Below are 16,775 nucleotides of genomic sequence, written 5' to 3'. Positions count from 1 at the left end.
TCGGGTGATGCGGGCGGACGGGTGCGCGGCGGGCGTCTCGCACGCCCGTGCGTTCGCGCCCGCGGGCTCACTCCTGGGTGGCGGGTTCCTGCGGCACGGGGGCGGCGGCGGGCTCCCCGGCGGCCGGGTCCTGCTCGGGCACCAGGTGCCCGGCCCTGATCAGGTCGATCCGTCCCATCACCTTGGCCCGCAGGTCGGTGGGGACCTCGTCACTGCCGCAGCAGCGCTTGACGAGCTTCTTCACCGCCTGCTCCAGGCCGTACTTCTCCAGGCACGGGGAGCACTCCTCGAAGTGCACCTCGAACTTGGTGCATTCGCCGTCGGGCATCTCTCTGTCGAGGAACTCGTAGAGATGGTCCAGGACTTCCGAGCAGTCCGTCTCGTGCGGGTCTCCGCAGCTCATGAGTCCGCGCCTTTCAGATCCTTGGACGACTCCCCGGCTCCCGCGGGGACCAGCCCGCGGTCGCGCGCGTAGTCCTCGAGCATGCCGCGGAGCTGGCGGCGGCCCCGGTGGAGCCGGGACATCACCGTACCGATGGGTGTCCCCATGATGTCCGCGATCTCCTTGTAGGCAAAGCCCTCGACGTCGGCGAGGTAGACCGCGATGCGGAACTCCTCGGGGATCGCCTGGAGCGCCGACTTCACGTCGGAGTCGGGGAGGTGGTCGAGGGCCTGCGACTCGGCGGAGCGCAGTCCGGTCGACATGTGCGACTCGGCGCGGGCGAGCTGCCAGTCCTCGATCTCCTCGGCGGCGCTGCGCTGGGGCTCGCGCTGCTTCTTGCGGTACGAGTTGATGAAGGTGTTGGTGAGGATGCGGTACAGCCACGCCTTGAGGTTGGTGCCCTCGCGGAACTGGTGGAAGGAGCCGTACGCCTTCGCGTAGGTCTCCTGCACCAGGTCCTCGGCGTCCGCCGGGTTGCGGGTCATCCGCAGGGCGGCCGAGTACATCTGGTCGAGGAAGCCGAGGGCGTCCCGCTCGAAGCGCGCGTTGCGCTCGTCGGTCGTCTCCTCGGGGCCCTCGTCGGTCCCCGTGTCGGTACCGGTGACGGGACCCACCTCCTCCAGCGCGGTGACGAGCCCGGGTCCGGACCCGCTCGTTTCGGAGGATAGACGAGGAACGGCTCCGCCCGCCGCCCGAATCGGGGCGCCCTTGGGGGCGGGCAGCACGGTCCAGTCCAGCTCCGCGGACCGCGCCCGCGCGGGGCAGATGGTCGATCCCATGCGGCGTACTCCCTCTCTCGCGTCTCACACCGACGCCCACGACAACAGCGGTCGCGCGTCCGGCATTCCCGGTGGCGGCGGGGAGCTCAGCCGAGGCCGTCGAGCCAGTCGCCGACCGCGCCGGAGAGCAGCGCGCGTGCCTCCTCCGGGCCGAGGGGCGCCCGCTTGGGGAGGGCGAGGCCGTGGTCGGCGTCCGGTACCTCGACCAGCCGGTACGGGCCCGCCGGGAACTCCCCGGGCCGGCCGAAGGGGTCGTTGCCGCCCTGGACGACGAGGGTGGGCAGGCCGGTGGAGAGCAGTTCCTCCGCGCGGCTCCGTTCGGGCCGGCCCGGCGGGTGCAGCGGGAAGGAGAGGGCGAGGACGGCGGTGGCGCCGAGTGCGGCGGCGGTGCGGCAGGCGACCCGGGCGCCGGCGCTGCGGCCGCCCGCGACCACCGGGAGGCCGGGCGCCGCGAGCGCGGGCCACAGGCCGCGCCAGCCGGTGTCGAGGGTCCCGGGGGCGGGCGCGACCTTCTTGCCGGCGACCCGCCAGGGCTGCTCGACCAGGGCGACGGTGGTGCCCCGGGCGGGCAGGGCGGCGGCGAGGGCGGCCAGGTCGCGGGCCTCGATGCCGCCGCCGGCGCCGTGCCCGAGGGCGAGGACGCGGCGGGGCCGGTCGGCGGGGTGCCAGGTGATGCGCGCTTCACCGGCGTCGGTGGGGACGGTCTCGGTCTTCGTCACGTCCCCATCCTGCCGCGCGGACGGGCCCGGACCGGTACGGCGTGCTGCGCCCCGCCGTGCCGGTCCGGGCCGGTCGGCTCAGAACAGCGTGCCGAGTTCCGGGCCGTCGAGTTCGTCGAGGAGTTCGGGGCCGTTGTTGCGGACGCTGCTGACGGCGGTGGAGACCGGGTAGGCCCGCATCAGGCCCTCCGGGGGCGGGGCGAGCAGGGCGCGCAGTTCGTCGGTGCCGGTGGTGGCCGGGTCGAGCCAGGGGTCCCAGCGGTCGGGGGTGAGCATCAGCGGCATCCGGGGGTGGATCTCGGCGAGCGAGCCGGGGCCCTCGGCGGGCGCGACGCCGAGCGGGCCGGTCTCCGCCTCGGTGGTGATCACCGAGCAGGTCGCCCACCAGGCGTCCGGGTGCTCGGGCGGCAGGGTGGCGTCCCGCCAGAACTCGTACAGCCCGGCCATGGCGAAGACCGAGCCGTCGGCCGGGGTCACGAAGTAGGGCTGCTTGCGGGGCCGCTTCTTCTTCCCCTCGACCTCCAGGTCGCGCTCGGCGGCGCCGGTCACCCACTCGTAGTAGCCGTCGGCGGGGACGATGCAGCGACGGGACTGGAAGGCCCTCTTGAAGGAGGGCTTCTCGTGCAGGGTCTCGGAGCGCGCGTTGATCATCCGGGCCGCGCCGTCCGGGTTCTTCGACCAGGAGGGGACCAGTCCCCACCGCAGGGTCCGCAGCTGGCGAACCGGGCGGGGCGATTCCGCGTCTTTCAGGGGGCGCTCCAGCACCACGTGGACCCGTTTGGTCGGGGCCACGTTCCAGTCCTGGTCCAGGGCCTCCTCGGGCTCCCACCGTTCCACCCCGAAGAGCTCCGCCAGTTCCTCGGGCTTCCTGCTGGCCGCAAAACGTCCGCACATACGTGCCACACTGCCACGATTCCCGAGACCGAGAGGAGCGGACCGGAGGATGGACCTCTTCGACCCGCAGGCCGCCCCCGCCGAGTGGCTGGTGATCGCCACCGGCGTGGCCGCCCTCGCCGTCACCGTGCCGCGCCGGATCTGGCTGCTCGCCCGGAACGCCGTCACCATCGCCCACGAGGGCGGCCACGCCCTGGTCGCGGTCGTCTCCGGCCGCCGTCTGGAGGCCGTCCGGCTCCACTCGGACACCAGCGGCCTCACCGTCACCCGGGGCCGCCCGACCGGTCTCGGCATGGTCCTCACCGCCGCCGCCGGCTATCCGGCGGCCCCGCTGCTCGGCCTCGGCGGGGCGGCCCTGCTGGGCGCCGGGCGGGTCACGGTGCTGCTGTGGCTGGCGACGGCGCTGCTGCTCGCCCTCCTGGTGATGGTGCGCAACGCGTACGGGGTCCTCACCGTCCTGCTCACCGGCGCCCTCTTCGTCCTGGTGTCCTGGCTGGGCGCCCCCGAGGTGCGGGCGGCCTTCGCCTACGCGGTGGTGTGGTTCCTGCTGATCGGCGGGGTCCGGCCGGCCTTCGAGCTCCAGGCGAAGCGGCGCCGCGGCGGGGCCCCGGACTCGGACGCCGACCAGCTCTCCCGGCTCACCCACGTGCCCGCCGGGGTGTGGCTGGCCTTCTTCCACACGGTGTCCCTCTGCTGCCTGATCGGCGGCGGCCGCTGGCTCCTGGGCTTCTGACGCCCCCGTACAGTGAGGACATGACCGCAGCCTCCCCCGCGCACTCCGGACCCTCCGCCGATCCCGACCTCTGGCCCGCCCCGTACGCGGCCGGGCCGGTCGACGCGACCGTGACCGTGCCCGGTTCGAAGTCGGTCACCAACCGGGCCCTGGTGCTCGCCGCGCTGGCCGCCGAGCCGGGCTGGGTGCGCCGCCCGCTCCGCTCCCGCGACACCCTCCTGATGGCCGAGGGGCTGCGGGTCCTGGGCACCGCCGTCGAGGAGGGCGTCGGCCCGGACGGCACCGGCGAGGCGTGGCGGATCGTCCCGGCCCCGCTGCGCGGCCCGGCCGCCGTGGACGTGGGCAACGCGGGCACGGTCATGCGCTTCCTGCCGCCGGTCGCCGCGCTGGCCGACGGCCCGGTCCGCTTCGACGGCGACCCCCGCTCCCACGAGCGCCCGCTGCACGGGGTGATCGACGCGCTGCGCGCGCTCGGCGCCCGGATCGACGACGGGGGGCGCGGCGCGCTCCCGCTGACCGTGCACGGCGGGGGCGGTCTGGAGGGCGGGACGGTCGAGATCGACGCCTCCTCGTCCTCCCAGTTCGTCAGCGCGCTGCTGCTCTCCGGCGCCCGCTTCAACCAGGGCGTCGAGGTGCGGCACGTGGGCGGCCGGCTGCCGTCGATGCCGCACATCCGGATGACGGTGGACATGCTGCGGGCGGTGGGCGCGCAGGTGGACGAGCCGGAGCACGGCGGCGAGCCGGACGTGTGGCGGGTGGCCCCGTCGGCGCTGCGCGGCCGGGACCTGGTGGTCGAGCCGGACCTGTCGAACGCGCAGCCGTTCCTGGCGGCGGCGCTGGTCACCGGCGGCCGGGTGACGATCCCGGACTGGCCGGCCCGCACCACCCAGCCGGGTGACGAGCTGCGCCGGATCTTCACCGAGATGGGCGGCGCCTGCGAGCTGACCGACGCGGGCCTGACCTTCACCGGCACCGGCCGGATCCACGGCATCGACGTGGACCTCGGCGAGGTCGGCGAGCTGACCCCGGGCATCGCGGCGGTCGCGGCCCTCGCGGACTCCCCCTCGACCCTGCGCGGGGTGGCCCACCTGCGGCTGCACGAGACCGACCGGCTGGCGGCGCTGACCGCCGAGATCAACGGCCTGGGCGGCGACGTCACCGAGACGGCGGACGGGCTGCTGATCCGCCCGCGCCCGCTGCGCGGCGGGGTGTTCCGCACGTACCACGACCACCGGATGGCGACCGCGGGCGCGATCCTCGGCCTGGCCGTGAAGGACGTGGAGATCGAGGACGTGGCGACGACGGCCAAGACCTTGCCGGACTTCCCCGGGATGTGGACCGAAATGCTCGGGGTCTGAACCATGCGGCGCTACGGCAAGCACACCGACGAGGACGACATCCGCCAGCGGCCCAACCGCAAGGGCACCCGGCCGCGGACCAGCATCCGGCCCAAGCACGAGGACGCCGTCGAGGGCATGGTCCTGACCGTGGACCGGGGCCGGCTGACCTGTCTGGTCGAGGACCGGCCCGTGATCGCGATGAAGGCGCGCGAGCTGGGCCGCAAGGCGGCCGTGGTCGGCGACCGGGTCTCCCTGGTGGGCGACCTCTCCGGCGAGAAGGACACCCTGGCCCGGATCGTGCGGATCGGGGAGCGGGAGTCGGTGCTGCGGCGCACGGCCGACGACGACGACCCGTACGAGCGGGTGGTCGTGGCCAACGCGGACCAGCTCGCCATCGTCACCGCGCTGGCCGACCCCGAGCCGCGGCCCCGGCTGATCGACCGCTGCCTGGTGGCGGCGTACGACGGCGGTCTGGAGCCCTTCCTGGTGCTGACCAAGTCGGACCTGGCCCCGCCGGAGAAGCTGCTGGAGCTCTACGGCGACCTGGACATCCCGCACGTGGTGGTGAACCGCGAGGAGCTGTACGACGGCGGGGCGGCGGACCGGGTGCGGGAGTACCTGGACGGCCGGGTGACGGCCTTCGTGGGGCACTCCGGCGTCGGCAAGACGACGCTGGTGAACGCGCTGGTGCCGGAGGAGAAGCGGCGGATCACCGGGCACGTGAACGCGGTGACCGGGCGCGGCCGGCACACCACCACCTCGGCGCTGGCGCTGCCGCTGGACAAGGTGGACGGCTGGGTGATCGACACCCCGGGCGTGCGCTCCTTCGGTCTGCACCACGTCGATCCGTCCCGGGTCATCCACGCCTTCCCGGACCTGGAGCCGGGCACCGAGAACTGCCCCCGCGCGTGCGGCCACGCCGAGCCGGAGTGCGCGCTGGACGCCTGGGTGGCCGAGGGCCACGCCGATCCGGCGCGGCTGTACTCGCTGCGCCGGCTGCTCTCCACCCGGGAGCGCCGCGAGGGCGACTGAGCCGCCGCGGGTTTACGCCGCCACCCAGACCGGTAAGGACATAAGCGCACAAGTGCGCATGATCAGACCGGGTGGGAGGCGGGGACGATGGCGTGGCTCCTGGTGGTGGTCGCGGGACTCCTGGAGACGGGGTTCGCGGTCTGCCTGAAGCTCTCGCACGGGTTCACCCGGCTCTGGCCGACGATCGCCTTCGCCTGCTTCGCCCTGGGCAGCTTCGGGCTGCTGACGCTCGCCCTGAAGAAACTGGACGTGGGTCCGGCGTACGCGGTGTGGACCGGGATCGGGGCGGCCGGCACCGCGATCTACGGCATGGTCTTCCTCGGCGACCTGGTCTCCACGCTGAAGATCGTCTCGATCAGCTTCGTCATCGTGGGGGTCATCGGCCTCCAGCTGTCCGGCTCCGCGCACTGACCCCCGGGCGGCAGCGCGGGCGCCACGACGTGGCTGAGGGCGAGCCGCAGCGCCAGCTCGCAGCCGGCCGCCCACCGCTCCCCCGCGCACCACGCGGCGGCCGCGAGGAGCTCCCCCGGCGCCGGCGGCCCGCCGTCGGCCCTGCGCTGCGCGGGTACGGGGGCGGGCCGGGCGCCCGGCCGGGCGGCACGGGGCCGGGGCATCCCCTCGGTCCAGGCACCGGTGAGCAGCGCGCGCAGCAGCGGCCGGTCGCCGGCCCGGACCACGGTCCATTCGGCGACGGCGGCGAGGGAGGCGGGCGCCTCGCGGGCGGCGAGCAGCCGGCGCACCCCGTCGAGGTAGGCGTCGGCCTCGCGGCGGACGAGGGCGCGGGCGAGCCCCTCCTTGCTGCCGAACTCGTTGTAGAGCGTCTGCCGGGAGACCCGGGCCGCGGCGGCCAGGTCGGCCATCCGCACGGCGGACCAGGGGTGCCGGGCCAGCGCGGCGAGGGCGGCGTCGAGAAGGGCGTCGCGGGCGGTCGGCACGGGCGCCTCCGGACCGGTTCGGTGGGTCGTCCAGCGTCGGCAGCGCGTCCCCTCCTGTCAAGGAGCGCCACCGGGGCGGCGGGCGGGCTTCGGGTGCCGTCCACGGACGGTTCACCGGGCGCCTCCCGGGCGGGGATAGCATGCCCGGCATGGCCGATTACCACGATGACCTGCGCCTTGCCCACGCCCTGGCGGACACCGCCGACGCGGCCACGATGGCCCGCTTCCAGGCGCTCGACCTGAAGGTCGAGACGAAGCCGGACATGACCCCGGTGAGCGAGGCGGACCGGGCCGCCGAGGAGCTGATCCGCGCCGGGCTCCAGGAGGCCCGCCCCGGGGACGCGATCCTGGGCGAGGAGTACGGGGTGGAGGGCTCGGGCCCGCGCCGCTGGGTGGTCGACCCGATCGACGGCACCAAGAACTACGTGCGCGGGGTGCCGGTGTGGGCGACCCTGATCGCGCTGATGGAGGAGGGCGAGTCCGGCTTCCAGCCGGTGGTCGGCGTGGTGTCGGCGCCGGCGCTGGGCCGCCGCTGGTGGGCGGCGAAGGGCCTGGGCGCCTTCACCGGCGCGGGGCTCGCCGAGGGGCGGCGGATCGGGGTGTCGCAGGTGGCGTCGCTGGCCGACGCCTCGTTCGCGTACTCCTCGCTGAGCGGCTGGGAGGAGCGGGGGCGGCTGGACGCCTTCCTCGACCTCACGCGCGCGTGCTGGCGGACCCGGGCGTACGGCGACTTCTGGCCGTACATGATGGTCGCGGAGGGGTCGGTGGACCTGTGCGCCGAGCCGGAGCTGTCGCTGTGGGACATGGCGGCGGTCGCGGTCGTGGTGCAGGAGGCGGGCGGGTCGTACACCGGTCTGGACGGGCTCCCCGGCCCGCACAGCGGGAACGCGGCGGCCTCCAACGGCCTGCTGCACGAGGAGCTGCTGAGCCGTCTGGGGGGCGGGGGCACTCCGGCCGGCTGACCGCCCCCCGGTACGCCCCGGGGGCGCTTCGCGCGCCCCCTTGTCGGCCCCCTCCCCCGGTGCGACTCTGGGAGCCCCCCACTTGTGCATTTGTGAACCGCCCTGGTGGGGCGGTTCGCGAGGAGGTGGCCCCACCCATGCTCGTCCGCGACGCCATGAGCACGGTGATCCTCACCGTCGGCCCCGACCACACCCTCCGGCAGACCGCCCGGCTGATGTCCGTCCGCCGGGTCGGCGCGGCCGTCGTCCTCGACGGCGACTCCGGGCTCGGCATCATCACCGAACGCGACGTCCTCACCTCGCTGGGCCGGGGCGAGGACCCCGACCGGGAGACGGCCGGCTCCCACACCACCCACGAGGTGGTCTTCGCCGCGCCCGGCTGGACCCTGGAGGAGGCGGCCGGGGCGATGACCCGGGGCGGCTTCCGCCATCTGGTCGTCCTGGACGGCCTCGGGCCGGTCGGCATGGTCTCGGTCCGCGACATCATCCGCTGCTGGCTGCCGGCCCGGAGCGCGGCGGGGTGAGCCCCGGGGGCGGCAGGCGGGCGGGGGCGGCAGCGGAAGGGGCCGGGCCCCGGCGCGGCGGTCGTCCCGTCCGCGCCGGAGGCCCGGCCCGCTCCCGTCCGGCGGGCGTCCGGCCGGCCGCGGAGGGCCTGGGACCGCGGCCCGCGGCCGCCCGCCGAAGACTTCCCCCACCCAGGACCCTACACTGGACTCCATCCAGATCAAGATAGAGCCTGGATCAAGATCAATCCCAGGTCAAGACACCATCCAGGTCGACACCCCTTCGGGACCGGGGCGGCCCGCTGTTAGGCTGGACCCATGAGCGACCTGCTGGAACGACTGCGCGGACGCGGCTGGCGGATGACCGCCCAGCGCCGCGTCGTCGCCGAGGTCCTCGACGGCGACCACGTCCACCTCACCGCCGACGAGGTGCACGCCCGCGCCGTCGAGCGCCTGCCCGAGATCTCCCGGGCGACCGTCTACAACACGCTGGGCGAGATGGTGACGCTCGGCGAGGTCCTCGAAGTCGCCACCGACGGTCGCGCCAAGCGCTACGACCCCAACGCCCACCGGCCGCACCAGCACCTGGTCTGCGCCGGCTGCGGCGCGATCCGGGACGTGCGCCCGGCGGGCGACCCGCTGCGGGACCTGCCGGTCTCCGAGCGCTTCGGCTTCACCGTCTCGAACGTCGAGGTCACCTACCGGGGCCTCTGCCCGAACTGCGCCACGGCCGCCTGACCCGGCCCCCGCGACCCGAGGCGCCTCCCATGAGGGGGGCGCCTTCTTCGTGCCCGAGAGAGGCGGGCTTCACCCTTCCCGTCCGGAAATCCGGACCCCGGGAACGCCGAAGGCCCGGACCGTCCTGAGACGATCCGGGCCTTCGTGCTACTGAGTAGCGGGGACAGGATTTGAACCTGCGACCTCTGGGTTATGAGCCCAGCGAGCTACCGAGCTGCTCCACCCCGCGTCGGTGAACACCACCTTACGGGACTCCCGTGACAGGAGCAAATCCTTCTGACGCGGTCCTACGCGGTGAGCTCCTGGTGCAGCGCCTCGCTGAGCCGCGCGGCCCGCTCGGCGACCTCGGCCGGGCCCAGCTCGACCGCGCGGGCGCACCAGTGGCGGCCCTCGGTCAGCTCGCCCCGGCGGGCGGCCAGCAGGGCGAGCCGGAGCGCGGCCCGGCCGTGCCCGGCGCGGGCGGCCCGGGTCCACCACAGGGCGGCCTCCCGCTCGCTGCCCTCGCGGGCCAGCAGCAGGCCCAGGTTGAAGGCGCCGTTGCGGCTGCCCGCCTCGGCGGCCTCCCGGTACCAGCGGGCCGCCTCGGCGAGGTCGCCCCGGTCGGCGGCGAGCATGCCGACCCGGACCTGGGCGCGCCGGTGGCCCTGCTCGGCGGCCCGCTCGTACCACTCCTCGCACTCGGTCTTCTCGTCGACGGGCGCGCCGAGGACCACCGGGCCGGGGTCGGGGCGGCGGGCGTCGAGGACGGTGGCGAGCCGGAAGGCGGCCTCGGCGCTGCCGCCGCCGGCCGCGCAGCGCAGGTGCCGCTCGGCGGTCCGCTCGTCGCCGTCGCGCAGGGCGGCGATGCCGACCTGGAGGGCGGCCTCGGTGTGCCCGGCGGCGGCGGCCCGCTCGTACCAGGCGAGCGCGGCCCGGTCCTCGTCCCGGCCGGCGTGCAGGATGCCGAGGTTGAAGGCGGCGTCCACGCTGCCGGCCTCGGCGGCCTTGGAGAACCACGGCTCTGCGCCGCCCGCGTCGCCCGCCTGGAGCAGGAGGACGGCGAGCGCGTTGGCGGCCTCGCGGTGGCCCGCGTAGGCGGCGCGGCGGTACCACTGCTCGGCCTGCGGCAGACGGTCCTGGGCGGCGCAGAGCAGCCCGAGGTTGTACGCGCCGTTCACGTCTCCGGCGTCCATGGCGGCGCGGTACCACCGCTCGGCGGTCTGCTGCTCGCCCCGGGCGGCGTGCAGCGCGCCGAGCGCGTTGGCGGCGTTGCCGTCGCCGTCCTGGGCGGCCCGCAGCCACCAGACGGCGGCGCTCTCCTCGTCCCCGGCGTCGCGCAGCAGGAAGCCGAGGGCGCAGGCGGCCTTGGCCTCGCCCTCCTTGGCGGAGCTGAGGTACCAGCGCCCGGCCTCCTTGAGCTCGCCGCGCTGCTCCAGGATCGCGCCGAGGTGGAGGGCGGCCTTCCGGTGGCCCCGGGCGGCGGCCTGCCGGAACCACTGCTCGGCCTCCCGCAGCGGTGCGGCGGCGTCCCCGGCGGGGGCGGCCTCGCGGTGCGCCCGCTCCGGGGCGGCGTCGCGCGCCAGGGGGTCGGCGGCGCTGAGCCGGCCGGCGGTGTCGTAGGCGCGGCCGGGGCGGCCCGGGGTGACGGGGCCGTAGGCGTGCGGGCCGCGGAGGGTCTCGGTGGCGCGCCGCTCCAGGGCCAGGGCGAGCCGGTAGGCGGCCTCGCGGTGGCCCTGCTCGGCGGCGGCGCGCAGCCACCGCTCGGCGCCGACGTCGCTGCGGTGCTCCAGGAGGTCGGCGAGGGCGTACGCGCCCAGGGCGTGGCCCTGCTCGGCGGCCTGGCGGAGCCAGTACTCGGCGGCGGGCTCGTCGCCGCGCTCGCGGTGGTGGCGGCCCAGGGCGTGCGCGGCGGGGGCGGAGCCCGCGACGGCGGCGACCCGCCACCAGCCGGCCGCCTCGTCGGGGTAGCCGCGCTGGTGGAGCAGGACGCCGAGGTTGTTGGCGGCGGCGCGGTCGCCCTCGGCGGTGGCGCCGCGCAGGAAGGTCTCGGCGCCGTCGAGGTCGCCGCGGCGCAGCAGGAGGGCGCCGAGGGCGCTCATGGCGGCGACGTCGCCGCGCTCGGCGGCCCTGCGGTGGCGGCCCTCGGCCTCGGCCTCGGTCTCGGCCTCGGTCTCCGGTACGGCGCCGGGGTCGATCCCGGTCCCGGCGGTGGTCTCGTCGAGTCCGTCAACGGCGCTGCCGGCCTTGACGGCCTCGATGATCTCGTCCGCGGCACTTCTGGCGTGCCGCTGCACAAACCGCCCTGTCTCCAACAGAGTTGCCCTGTCCCCCATAAATACCATCGTCGCACCACCCGCAACCCGCGCACACCCGGTATACCGCAGCCCTTGAGGTCACCTCAGCGTTTTGTCGACATGCCCACAGAGAGACAAGTCAAACACGATCGGCCTCAACTCGCCTCTTCCGTACCGCCCTTCGGTGCTCCTAGTCGCCTCGACACGCGACGAGGGCCCGGATCCTTATGGATCCGAGCCCTCGTTCCCGTAGTAGCGGGGACAGGATTTGAACCTGCGACCTCTGGGTTATGAGCCCAGCGAGCTACCGAGCTGCTCCACCCCGCGTCGGTAACGTCACCGTATCACGACGCGGGGTGAACCTCGCAGGTCAGCTGCCGGAGCCGCCCTTCGCCGGGGTGCCCGCGCCGCCGCCCGAGCCCGAGGGCTGGATCTTGGCGCCGGCGTCGGCGGCCCGCTGGAGCGCCTTCTGGAGCTCGTCCTGGGCCTTGCCGTAGGCCGTCCAGTCCTGCTTCGCGAGCGCCGCCTCACCGTCGTCGTACGCCTTCTGGGCGTCCGCGATGGCCTTCTTCAGCTCCGCGTCGGCCGAGGCCGGCGGCTGGGGCTTGGTCGGCTGGTCGGTGCCGGGCGGGGTCGTCGGCGGGGTCGTGCCCTCCACCCCGAAGACCGCGTTGAGGGCGGCCGTCAGGTTGTTCTCGAACACCGTGGTGTCCTTGGTGGTGTCGCCGTCCGGCTGGTCGGCGTCCACGTACGACACCGCGACCTTCTTCAGGAGCGGGTAGAGCGCGTTCCGTCCCTGGGCGTAGACCGGCTCGACGTAGAGGAAGCCGCCGTCGAGCGGCACGGTCAGCAGGTTGCCGTACTGGATGTCCGAGTCGGCGCCCTTCATGTCGCGGACGAAGGTGGCCACGTCCGGCAGACCGTTGAGCTTGCTCTGCACCTGCGCCGGGCCCGGCACGTCCTCGGTGACCCTCAGCAGTCTCAGCCGGCCGTACTCCTTGCTGGTGGCGTCGGCGTCGACCGCCATGAAGCCGCCCAGGTTGGGCCGTCCGTTCGGCGTGAAGGTGGTGGTCAGCGAGAAGCGCTGCTCCGTGTCCCCGGGCATCTTCATGCTCAGGTAGTACGGCGGCACCGCGACGTTGTCCTTGTTGGTCGGGTCGTCCGGCACCTGCCAGGCGTCCGAGCCGCTGTAGAACTGCGCCGGGTCGGTGACGTGGTAGCGGGTCAGCAGCTCGCGCTGGACCTTGAACATGTCCTGCGGGTAGCGCAGGTGCTCCAGCAGGTCGCCCTTGACGTCGGACTTCGGCTTCACCGTGCCGGGGAAGGCCTTCATCCAGGTCTTGAGGACGGGGTCCTCGGTGTCCCACTGGTAGAGGGTCACCGTGCCGTCGTAGGCGTCGACGGTGGCCTTCACCGAGTTGCGGATGTAGTTGACCTGGTTCTGCTGGGCGACGACCGCGCGCTGCTGGTTGCCGACGGTCAGCGAGTCGGCCGTGGTGTCGCCGAGCGTGGTGCGCGAGGCGTACGGGTAGCCGTTGCTGGTCGTGTAGGCGTCGACGATCCACTGGATGCGGCCGCCGACGACCGCCGGGTAGGCGTCGCCGTCGATGGTCAGCCAGGGGGCGACGGCCTCGACGCGCTGCTTGGGCGTGCGGTTGTACAGGATCCGGGAGCCGTCGCCGATGGCTCCGGAGTACAGGATCTGCGGCTCGCTGAAGGCCACCGCGTAGGCGGCGCGGTTGAAGGCGTTCTCCAGGCTGACGCCGCTGTCGCCCTCGTAGCTGGTGGTCTTCTCGCCGTTCTCCTCGTAGTCCAGCTCCTTCTGGGGGCCGCCCACGATCGAGTACTGGTCGGTCTTCTCGCCGTAGTAGATCCGCTGCTCGTACGTGCCCAGCTCACCCGCGGTGGGCAGGCCGGACTCGGTGAAGACCGGGGAGCCGTTGGCGTCGGTCTGGGTGCCGCGGGCCATGATGGCGCCGTAGCCGTGGGTGTAGGTGAAGTGGTCGTTGATCCAGTTCCGCTTCGGGATGCCGCGGATGTTCAGCTCGCGCAGGCCGATGACGACGTCCTGGCCCTTGTAGCGGTCCACGTCGAGCGTGGTGGGGAACTGGTAGTACTTCCGCTTCTGCTCCAGCTGCTGGAACGTCGGCGAGACGATGCTCGGGTCGAGGATCCGGTAGCTGGCCGCCGAGTCGGCGTCGGCGCGGAGCTTGTCCTTCGCCTTGACCGTGGACTTGCCCGAGTAGTTCTCCAGCTTGGTGGCGTCGATCGCGTACGCCTTGCGGGTCGCGTCGATGTTCTTCTGGATGTACGGGGCTTCCTTGGCCTGCTCGTTCGGCTGGACCTGGAACTTCTGCACGATCGCCGGGTACAGCCCGCCGATCAGGACCGCCGACAGCACCATCAGGCCGAAGCCGATGACGGGCAGCTGCCAGGTGCGGCGCCACAGGGTGGCGAAGAAGAGCAGGGCGCAGATGACGGCGATGCAGAAGAGGATCGTCTTCGCCGGCAGGTAGGCGTTGGCGTCGACGAAGCGCAGGCCGGTCCAGTTGCCGGTGGCCTTGAAGTCGCTGGACTTCACCGCCAGGCCGTACCGGTCGAGCCAGTACGCCACGGCCTTGAGGGCCACGAAGACGCCGAGCAGCACCGACAGGTGGCCGGTGGCGGCGGCGGTGGCGCGGGCGCCGGGGCTGGTGACCCGCAGTCCGCCGTACAGGTAGTGGGTGACCGCGGCCGCGATCAGCGAGAGCACCACGGCGGCGAAGCCGAAGGCCAGCAGGAAGCGGTACCAGGGCAGGTCGAAGGCGTAGAAGGAGACGTCCTTGCCGAACTGGGCGTCCTTCTCGCCGAAGTCCACGCCGTTGACCCACATGAGCCAGGTGCGCCACTGCCCGGAGGCGGAGGCGCCGGAGATCAGGCCCACCAGGGCGGCGACCGCGAGCAGCACCCACTTCTTGAAGGGGGCGACGCCCATCCGGTACCGGTCGAGGCTCTGCTGCTCCAGCGACATCGCGCTGAGCGGCGGCCGCAGCCGGTACGCCAGCCAGATGTTCAGGCCGACGGCGAGGGCCATCAGCAGGCCGAAGACGGCGAACAGGCCGATCTTGGTCCACAGGGTGGTGGTGAACACGGACGAGTAGCGGACCGACCGGTACCAGAGCCAGTCCGTCCAGAACCCGGCGAACATCACGAACGCCATGGCCAGGACGGCCAGCACGCCCAGCGTCATCAGCAGGGTGCGGGCCCGCCGGGACGGCCGGCCGACTCTGATCCTTGGCCCGGACGGGCCTCCGCCACGGTCCGGCATCTGGAAAGCCAACGTGCGCCCCTCGGTGTCGATGCGTCGGAAAGCGGGCCTCGTGATCGTAGGACCCACAGATGCAACTTACCGACGCTTTACCTAGTTCCCGTCTCCGGGGGAAGAGGAGGCAGGATATTGGTCATGTCCAACGTTTCCCCCTCGGGCCCGCCGATGGCCTCCAGTCCCCTCACCCGCGCGGTGCTCGAGATCGACGAGTACGCCTCGGGTCTCGGCTGGGACCGTCCCGCCCGCCTCTTCGCCCTGGTCGACACCGCGCGGCTGCGCGCCCAGGCGCCCTCCCTGAAGCTCGGCGAGGACGCCACCGCCTACACCCCGATCGAGCAGGAGGAGATCCCGGCGGGCAAGCCGCTGGACGAGTTCCTCGGCACGATCGCCTGGCCGGACGCGGTCGCCGGCTGCGCCCTGACGGTGGAGCGGCTGATGCTGCCGCCGTCCGCCGAGGCCCAGGTCCCCAAGGACCTGAGCGGCGCCAGGCTGAACAAGTGGGTCGCCTCGCACCCGGACCGCCAGGAGGTCCGGATGACGGTGGCCGTGCTGCGGACCGGGGCCCGGGAGGCGGCGATCCGGCTGCGCGAGAAGGACTCGCCGACCGAGGTGCTGACCGGACCGGACCTGGTGCCGGGGCTCGCCGAGGCGCTGGCGGCGACCTTCGAGGGCTGAGCGGTACGGGGCGGGGCCGGTCCTTCTCGGGACCGGTTCAGCCCTTCGCGCAGCTCGGGAGGCCCGCCGTGTCGCCCTTGCGGAGCTTCTCCAGCGACTTCGTGGCGTCGTCGATGGTGTCCACCTTGATCAGGGTGAGCCCGTCGGGCGTGTCGGCGGCGGCGGAGGCGCAGTTGTCGGCGGGGGTGAGGAAGTAGGCGGCGCCCGCGTTCCGCGCGCCGACCAGCTTCATCTGGATGCCGCCGATCGGGCCGACCCGGCCCTCGTCGTCGATGGTGCCGGTGCCGGCGATGAACTTGCCGCCGGTGAGGCTCTCCGGGGTCAGCTTGTCGATGATCCCGAGCGCGAACATCAGGCCGGCGCTGGGCCCGCCGACGTCGGCCAGCTTGATGTCGATGGTGAACGGGAAGACGTGGTCGGTGCCGGCCTGGATGCCGACGATCGCCCGGTCGCCCTCCTCCGACTTCACGGTGGTGACGGTGACCTTCCGGGTGGTGGTGGGCTCCTTGCCCGCCTTCTCGGCGGCCTTCGCCTCCTCGGCCGGGACGATGGTGAACTCGACCTTCTGGCCCGGCTCGCGCTTGGTGACCTGCGCGGCGACGTCGGCGGGCTTCTCGACCGCCGTCCCGTCGACGGCCTTGACGACATCCCCGGCGTGGAGGACGCCCTCGGCCGGGGAGCCCTTCACCACGGAGGCGACGACGACCCGGCTGACGAAGGGGATGCCCAGCTCGTCGAGGGCGGCCACCTTGGCGCTCTCCTGCGACTGGCTGAACTCCTCGGCGTTCTCCTGGCTCGACTCCTCCTCCGTCTTCCCGTCCGGGTAGAGGGTGTCGTGCGGCACCACCACGTTGTCGTGGGTGAGCCAGCCGTAGACCGCCTCGACGGCGTTCATCTTGTAGTCCGCGCTGGTGACCCTGACCGTGGTCATGTTGAGGTGGCCGTCGGTCGGGTACGTCTTGCGGCCGGAGATCTGGAGCACCGGTTCGCCGCGCGCCTCGCCGAGCGTGTTGACCGTGGGTCCGGGGCTCATCTCCGAGTACGGCACCGGGATCAGGACGCCCGCGATCAGCAGGCAGATCAGGACCAGGGTGGAGGCGAGCATCGTCGCGGTGCGGCGTGGCATGGAACGACAGTACGGGACTCGCCTGTGCGCGCACCCCCGGGGCGGGCCACCGGAGGGGTCGGTCCGGGAGGTCCCGCGGGCGGCTCGCCGGGGACGGCCGGAACGGCGTCAGACGGTCGACGAGGCGGCGGGCGTCGCCGCGGCGGGTTCGGGCGCCGGGCGGAGCGGGGCGGCGGGCGGTGCGGTGGGCGGTACGGCGGAGTGGGCGCGCTCCATGGCGTCCCGGAAACGGGCGTAGCCGGCGAGCTCGGCCACGTCACCTATGGTCTTGTTCCTCTGGACCCAGCTTCCCCATATCGCCGCGCCGACGACTGCGA

General features: G+C 73.6%; 17 protein-coding genes and 2 tRNA genes. 8 read left to right on the top strand and 11 right to left on the bottom strand.

All coding sequences use genetic code 11. The features are described from left to right. Nucleotides 1-67 precede the first annotated feature (67 nt). The 4 genes from rsrA to IE219_RS07310 form a co-directional block, all read right to left on the bottom strand. Nucleotides 68-403 carry a mycothiol system anti-sigma-R factor gene (gene rsrA, locus IE219_RS07325; RefSeq protein ID WP_189975737.1) on the bottom strand — a complete coding sequence of 112 codons (336 nt, stop codon included), beginning with the start codon at nucleotides 401-403 and terminating at the stop codon, nucleotides 68-70. Further along, nucleotides 400-1,056: a sigma-70 family RNA polymerase sigma factor gene (locus tag IE219_RS07320; RefSeq protein WP_189975969.1), complete on the bottom strand. Its 657-nt coding sequence runs from the start codon at nucleotides 1,054-1,056 to the stop codon at nucleotides 400-402. Before IE219_RS07320 ends, rsrA begins: the two co-directional genes overlap by 4 nt. Nucleotides 1,057-1,307: 251 nt before the next feature. Beyond that, a complete protein-coding gene (locus IE219_RS07315) occupies nucleotides 1,308-1,940 on the bottom strand; it encodes an alpha/beta hydrolase family protein (protein WP_189975736.1) in 633 nt (210 codons plus the stop codon). Nucleotides 1,941-2,018: 78 nt separating this feature from the next. Next, nucleotides 2,019-2,834 carry an SOS response-associated peptidase gene (locus IE219_RS07310; RefSeq protein ID WP_189975735.1) on the bottom strand — a complete coding sequence of 272 codons (816 nt, stop codon included), beginning with the start codon at nucleotides 2,832-2,834 and terminating at the stop codon, nucleotides 2,019-2,021. Nucleotides 2,835-2,883: 49 nt separating this feature from the next. Between IE219_RS07310 and IE219_RS07305 the strand changes: the two genes are divergently transcribed. The 4 genes from IE219_RS07305 to IE219_RS07290 all read left to right on the top strand — a co-directional run bounded on the left by IE219_RS07305 (nucleotide 2,884) and on the right by IE219_RS07290 (nucleotide 6,350). After that, a complete protein-coding gene (locus IE219_RS07305; RefSeq protein WP_189975734.1) occupies nucleotides 2,884-3,567 on the top strand; it encodes a M50 family metallopeptidase in 684 nt (227 codons plus the stop codon). 20 nt (nucleotides 3,568-3,587) lie between these two features. Beyond that, nucleotides 3,588-4,925, top strand: coding sequence for a 3-phosphoshikimate 1-carboxyvinyltransferase (gene aroA / locus IE219_RS07300; RefSeq protein WP_189975733.1), 1,338 nt, complete (start codon nucleotides 3,588-3,590; stop codon nucleotides 4,923-4,925). 3 nt (nucleotides 4,926-4,928) lie between these two features. Beyond that, nucleotides 4,929-5,939, top strand: coding sequence for a ribosome small subunit-dependent GTPase A (rsgA, locus tag IE219_RS07295; RefSeq protein WP_189975732.1), 1,011 nt, complete (start codon nucleotides 4,929-4,931; stop codon nucleotides 5,937-5,939). A gap of 87 nt (nucleotides 5,940-6,026) precedes the next feature. Further along, nucleotides 6,027-6,350, top strand: a complete 324-nt coding sequence (locus IE219_RS07290) for a DMT family transporter (RefSeq protein ID WP_189975731.1) — start codon at nucleotides 6,027-6,029, stop codon at nucleotides 6,348-6,350. Here the strand turns inward: IE219_RS07290 and IE219_RS07285 are convergent. After that, on the bottom strand, nucleotides 6,242-6,874 hold the full coding sequence (locus tag IE219_RS07285; protein ID WP_189975730.1) for a TetR/AcrR family transcriptional regulator: 633 nt from the start codon (nucleotides 6,872-6,874) through the stop codon (nucleotides 6,242-6,244). The two genes, IE219_RS07290 and IE219_RS07285, sit on opposite strands and share 109 nt — an antisense overlap. Nucleotides 6,875-7,023: 149 nt before the next feature. On the opposite strand from IE219_RS07285, the gene hisN reads away from it, so the two are divergent. The 3 genes from hisN (at nucleotide 7,024) to IE219_RS07270 (ending at nucleotide 9,077) form a co-directional block, all read left to right on the top strand. Next, complete coding sequence (hisN, locus tag IE219_RS07280) at nucleotides 7,024-7,836, top strand: histidinol-phosphatase (protein ID WP_189975729.1); 813 nt, start codon at nucleotides 7,024-7,026, stop codon at nucleotides 7,834-7,836. 137 nt (nucleotides 7,837-7,973) lie between these two features. Next, nucleotides 7,974-8,360, top strand: a complete 387-nt coding sequence (locus tag IE219_RS07275) for a CBS domain-containing protein (protein ID WP_189975728.1) — start codon at nucleotides 7,974-7,976, stop codon at nucleotides 8,358-8,360. Between the two features lie 297 nt (nucleotides 8,361-8,657). After that, nucleotides 8,658-9,077, top strand: coding sequence for a Fur family transcriptional regulator (locus IE219_RS07270; protein ID WP_189975727.1), 420 nt, complete (start codon nucleotides 8,658-8,660; stop codon nucleotides 9,075-9,077). Between the two features lie 155 nt (nucleotides 9,078-9,232). Here the strand turns inward: IE219_RS07270 and IE219_RS07265 are convergent. The 4 genes from IE219_RS07265 to IE219_RS07250 form a co-directional block, all read right to left on the bottom strand. Continuing rightward, nucleotides 9,233-9,306 (bottom strand) — tRNA-Met (locus IE219_RS07265). A 58-nt stretch (nucleotides 9,307-9,364) separates the two neighbouring features. Then, the gene (locus IE219_RS07260) at nucleotides 9,365-11,398 is read right to left on the bottom strand and encodes a tetratricopeptide repeat protein (protein ID WP_189975726.1); all 2,034 of its coding nucleotides are present in this window, start codon (nucleotides 11,396-11,398) and stop codon (nucleotides 9,365-9,367) included. Between the two features lie 205 nt (nucleotides 11,399-11,603). Beyond that, a tRNA-Met gene (locus tag IE219_RS07255) sits at nucleotides 11,604-11,677 on the bottom strand. Nucleotides 11,678-11,720: 43 nt separating this feature from the next. After that, on the bottom strand, nucleotides 11,721-14,657 hold the full coding sequence (locus tag IE219_RS07250) for a UPF0182 family membrane protein (RefSeq protein ID WP_189975725.1): 2,937 nt from the start codon (nucleotides 14,655-14,657) through the stop codon (nucleotides 11,721-11,723). 135 nt (nucleotides 14,658-14,792) lie between these two features. Here IE219_RS07250 and IE219_RS07245 point away from each other — a divergent pair, with 135 nt between their 5' ends. Beyond that, entirely contained in the window at nucleotides 14,793-15,332 is a 540-nt protein-coding gene (locus tag IE219_RS07245; protein ID WP_189975724.1) for a PPA1309 family protein, read from the top strand. Between the two features lie 37 nt (nucleotides 15,333-15,369). On the opposite strand, the gene IE219_RS07240 is transcribed toward IE219_RS07245, so the two are convergent. Beyond that, entirely contained in the window at nucleotides 15,370-16,458 is a 1,089-nt protein-coding gene (locus IE219_RS07240; RefSeq protein WP_189975723.1) for a YlbL family protein, read from the bottom strand. Between the two features lie 108 nt (nucleotides 16,459-16,566). Then, nucleotides 16,567-16,713: a hypothetical protein gene (locus tag IE219_RS07235; RefSeq protein WP_189975995.1), complete on the bottom strand. Its 147-nt coding sequence runs from the start codon at nucleotides 16,711-16,713 to the stop codon at nucleotides 16,567-16,569. Nucleotides 16,714-16,775 lie beyond the last annotated feature (62 nt).

Source organism: Streptomyces termitum, from assembly GCF_014650175.1.
Classification (GTDB): Bacteria; Actinomycetota; Actinomycetes; order Streptomycetales; family Streptomycetaceae; genus Streptomyces; species Streptomyces termitum.
The sequence above is the reverse complement of the archived record's forward strand: the minus strand, read 5'-3'. Positions and strand labels throughout refer to the sequence as shown.

Excerpts from the sequence above, each read along its gene's own strand:
- rsrA (WP_189975737.1), bottom strand. The coding sequence starts at position 403 with ATGAGCTGCGGAGACCCGCACGAGACGGACTGCTCGGAAGTCCTGGAC.
- IE219_RS07310 (WP_189975735.1), bottom strand. The coding sequence starts at position 2,834 with ATGTGCGGACGTTTTGCGGCCAGCAGGAAGCCCGAGGAACTGGCGGAG.
- IE219_RS07305 (WP_189975734.1), top strand. The coding sequence starts at position 2,884 with ATGGACCTCTTCGACCCGCAGGCCGCCCCCGCCGAGTGGCTGGTGATC.
- aroA (WP_189975733.1), top strand. The coding sequence starts at position 3,588 with ATGACCGCAGCCTCCCCCGCGCACTCCGGACCCTCCGCCGATCCCGAC.
- rsgA (WP_189975732.1), top strand. The coding sequence starts at position 4,929 with ATGCGGCGCTACGGCAAGCACACCGACGAGGACGACATCCGCCAGCGG.
- IE219_RS07290 (WP_189975731.1), top strand. The coding sequence starts at position 6,027 with ATGGCGTGGCTCCTGGTGGTGGTCGCGGGACTCCTGGAGACGGGGTTC.
- hisN (WP_189975729.1), top strand. The coding sequence starts at position 7,024 with ATGGCCGATTACCACGATGACCTGCGCCTTGCCCACGCCCTGGCGGAC.
- IE219_RS07275 (WP_189975728.1), top strand. The coding sequence starts at position 7,974 with ATGCTCGTCCGCGACGCCATGAGCACGGTGATCCTCACCGTCGGCCCC.
- IE219_RS07270 (WP_189975727.1), top strand. The coding sequence starts at position 8,658 with ATGAGCGACCTGCTGGAACGACTGCGCGGACGCGGCTGGCGGATGACC.
- IE219_RS07260 (WP_189975726.1), bottom strand. The coding sequence starts at position 11,398 with ATGGTATTTATGGGGGACAGGGCAACTCTGTTGGAGACAGGGCGGTTT.
- IE219_RS07250 (WP_189975725.1), bottom strand. The coding sequence starts at position 14,657 with ATGCCGGACCGTGGCGGAGGCCCGTCCGGGCCAAGGATCAGAGTCGGC.
- IE219_RS07245 (WP_189975724.1), top strand. The coding sequence starts at position 14,793 with ATGTCCAACGTTTCCCCCTCGGGCCCGCCGATGGCCTCCAGTCCCCTC.
- IE219_RS07240 (WP_189975723.1), bottom strand. The coding sequence starts at position 16,458 with ATGCCACGCCGCACCGCGACGATGCTCGCCTCCACCCTGGTCCTGATC.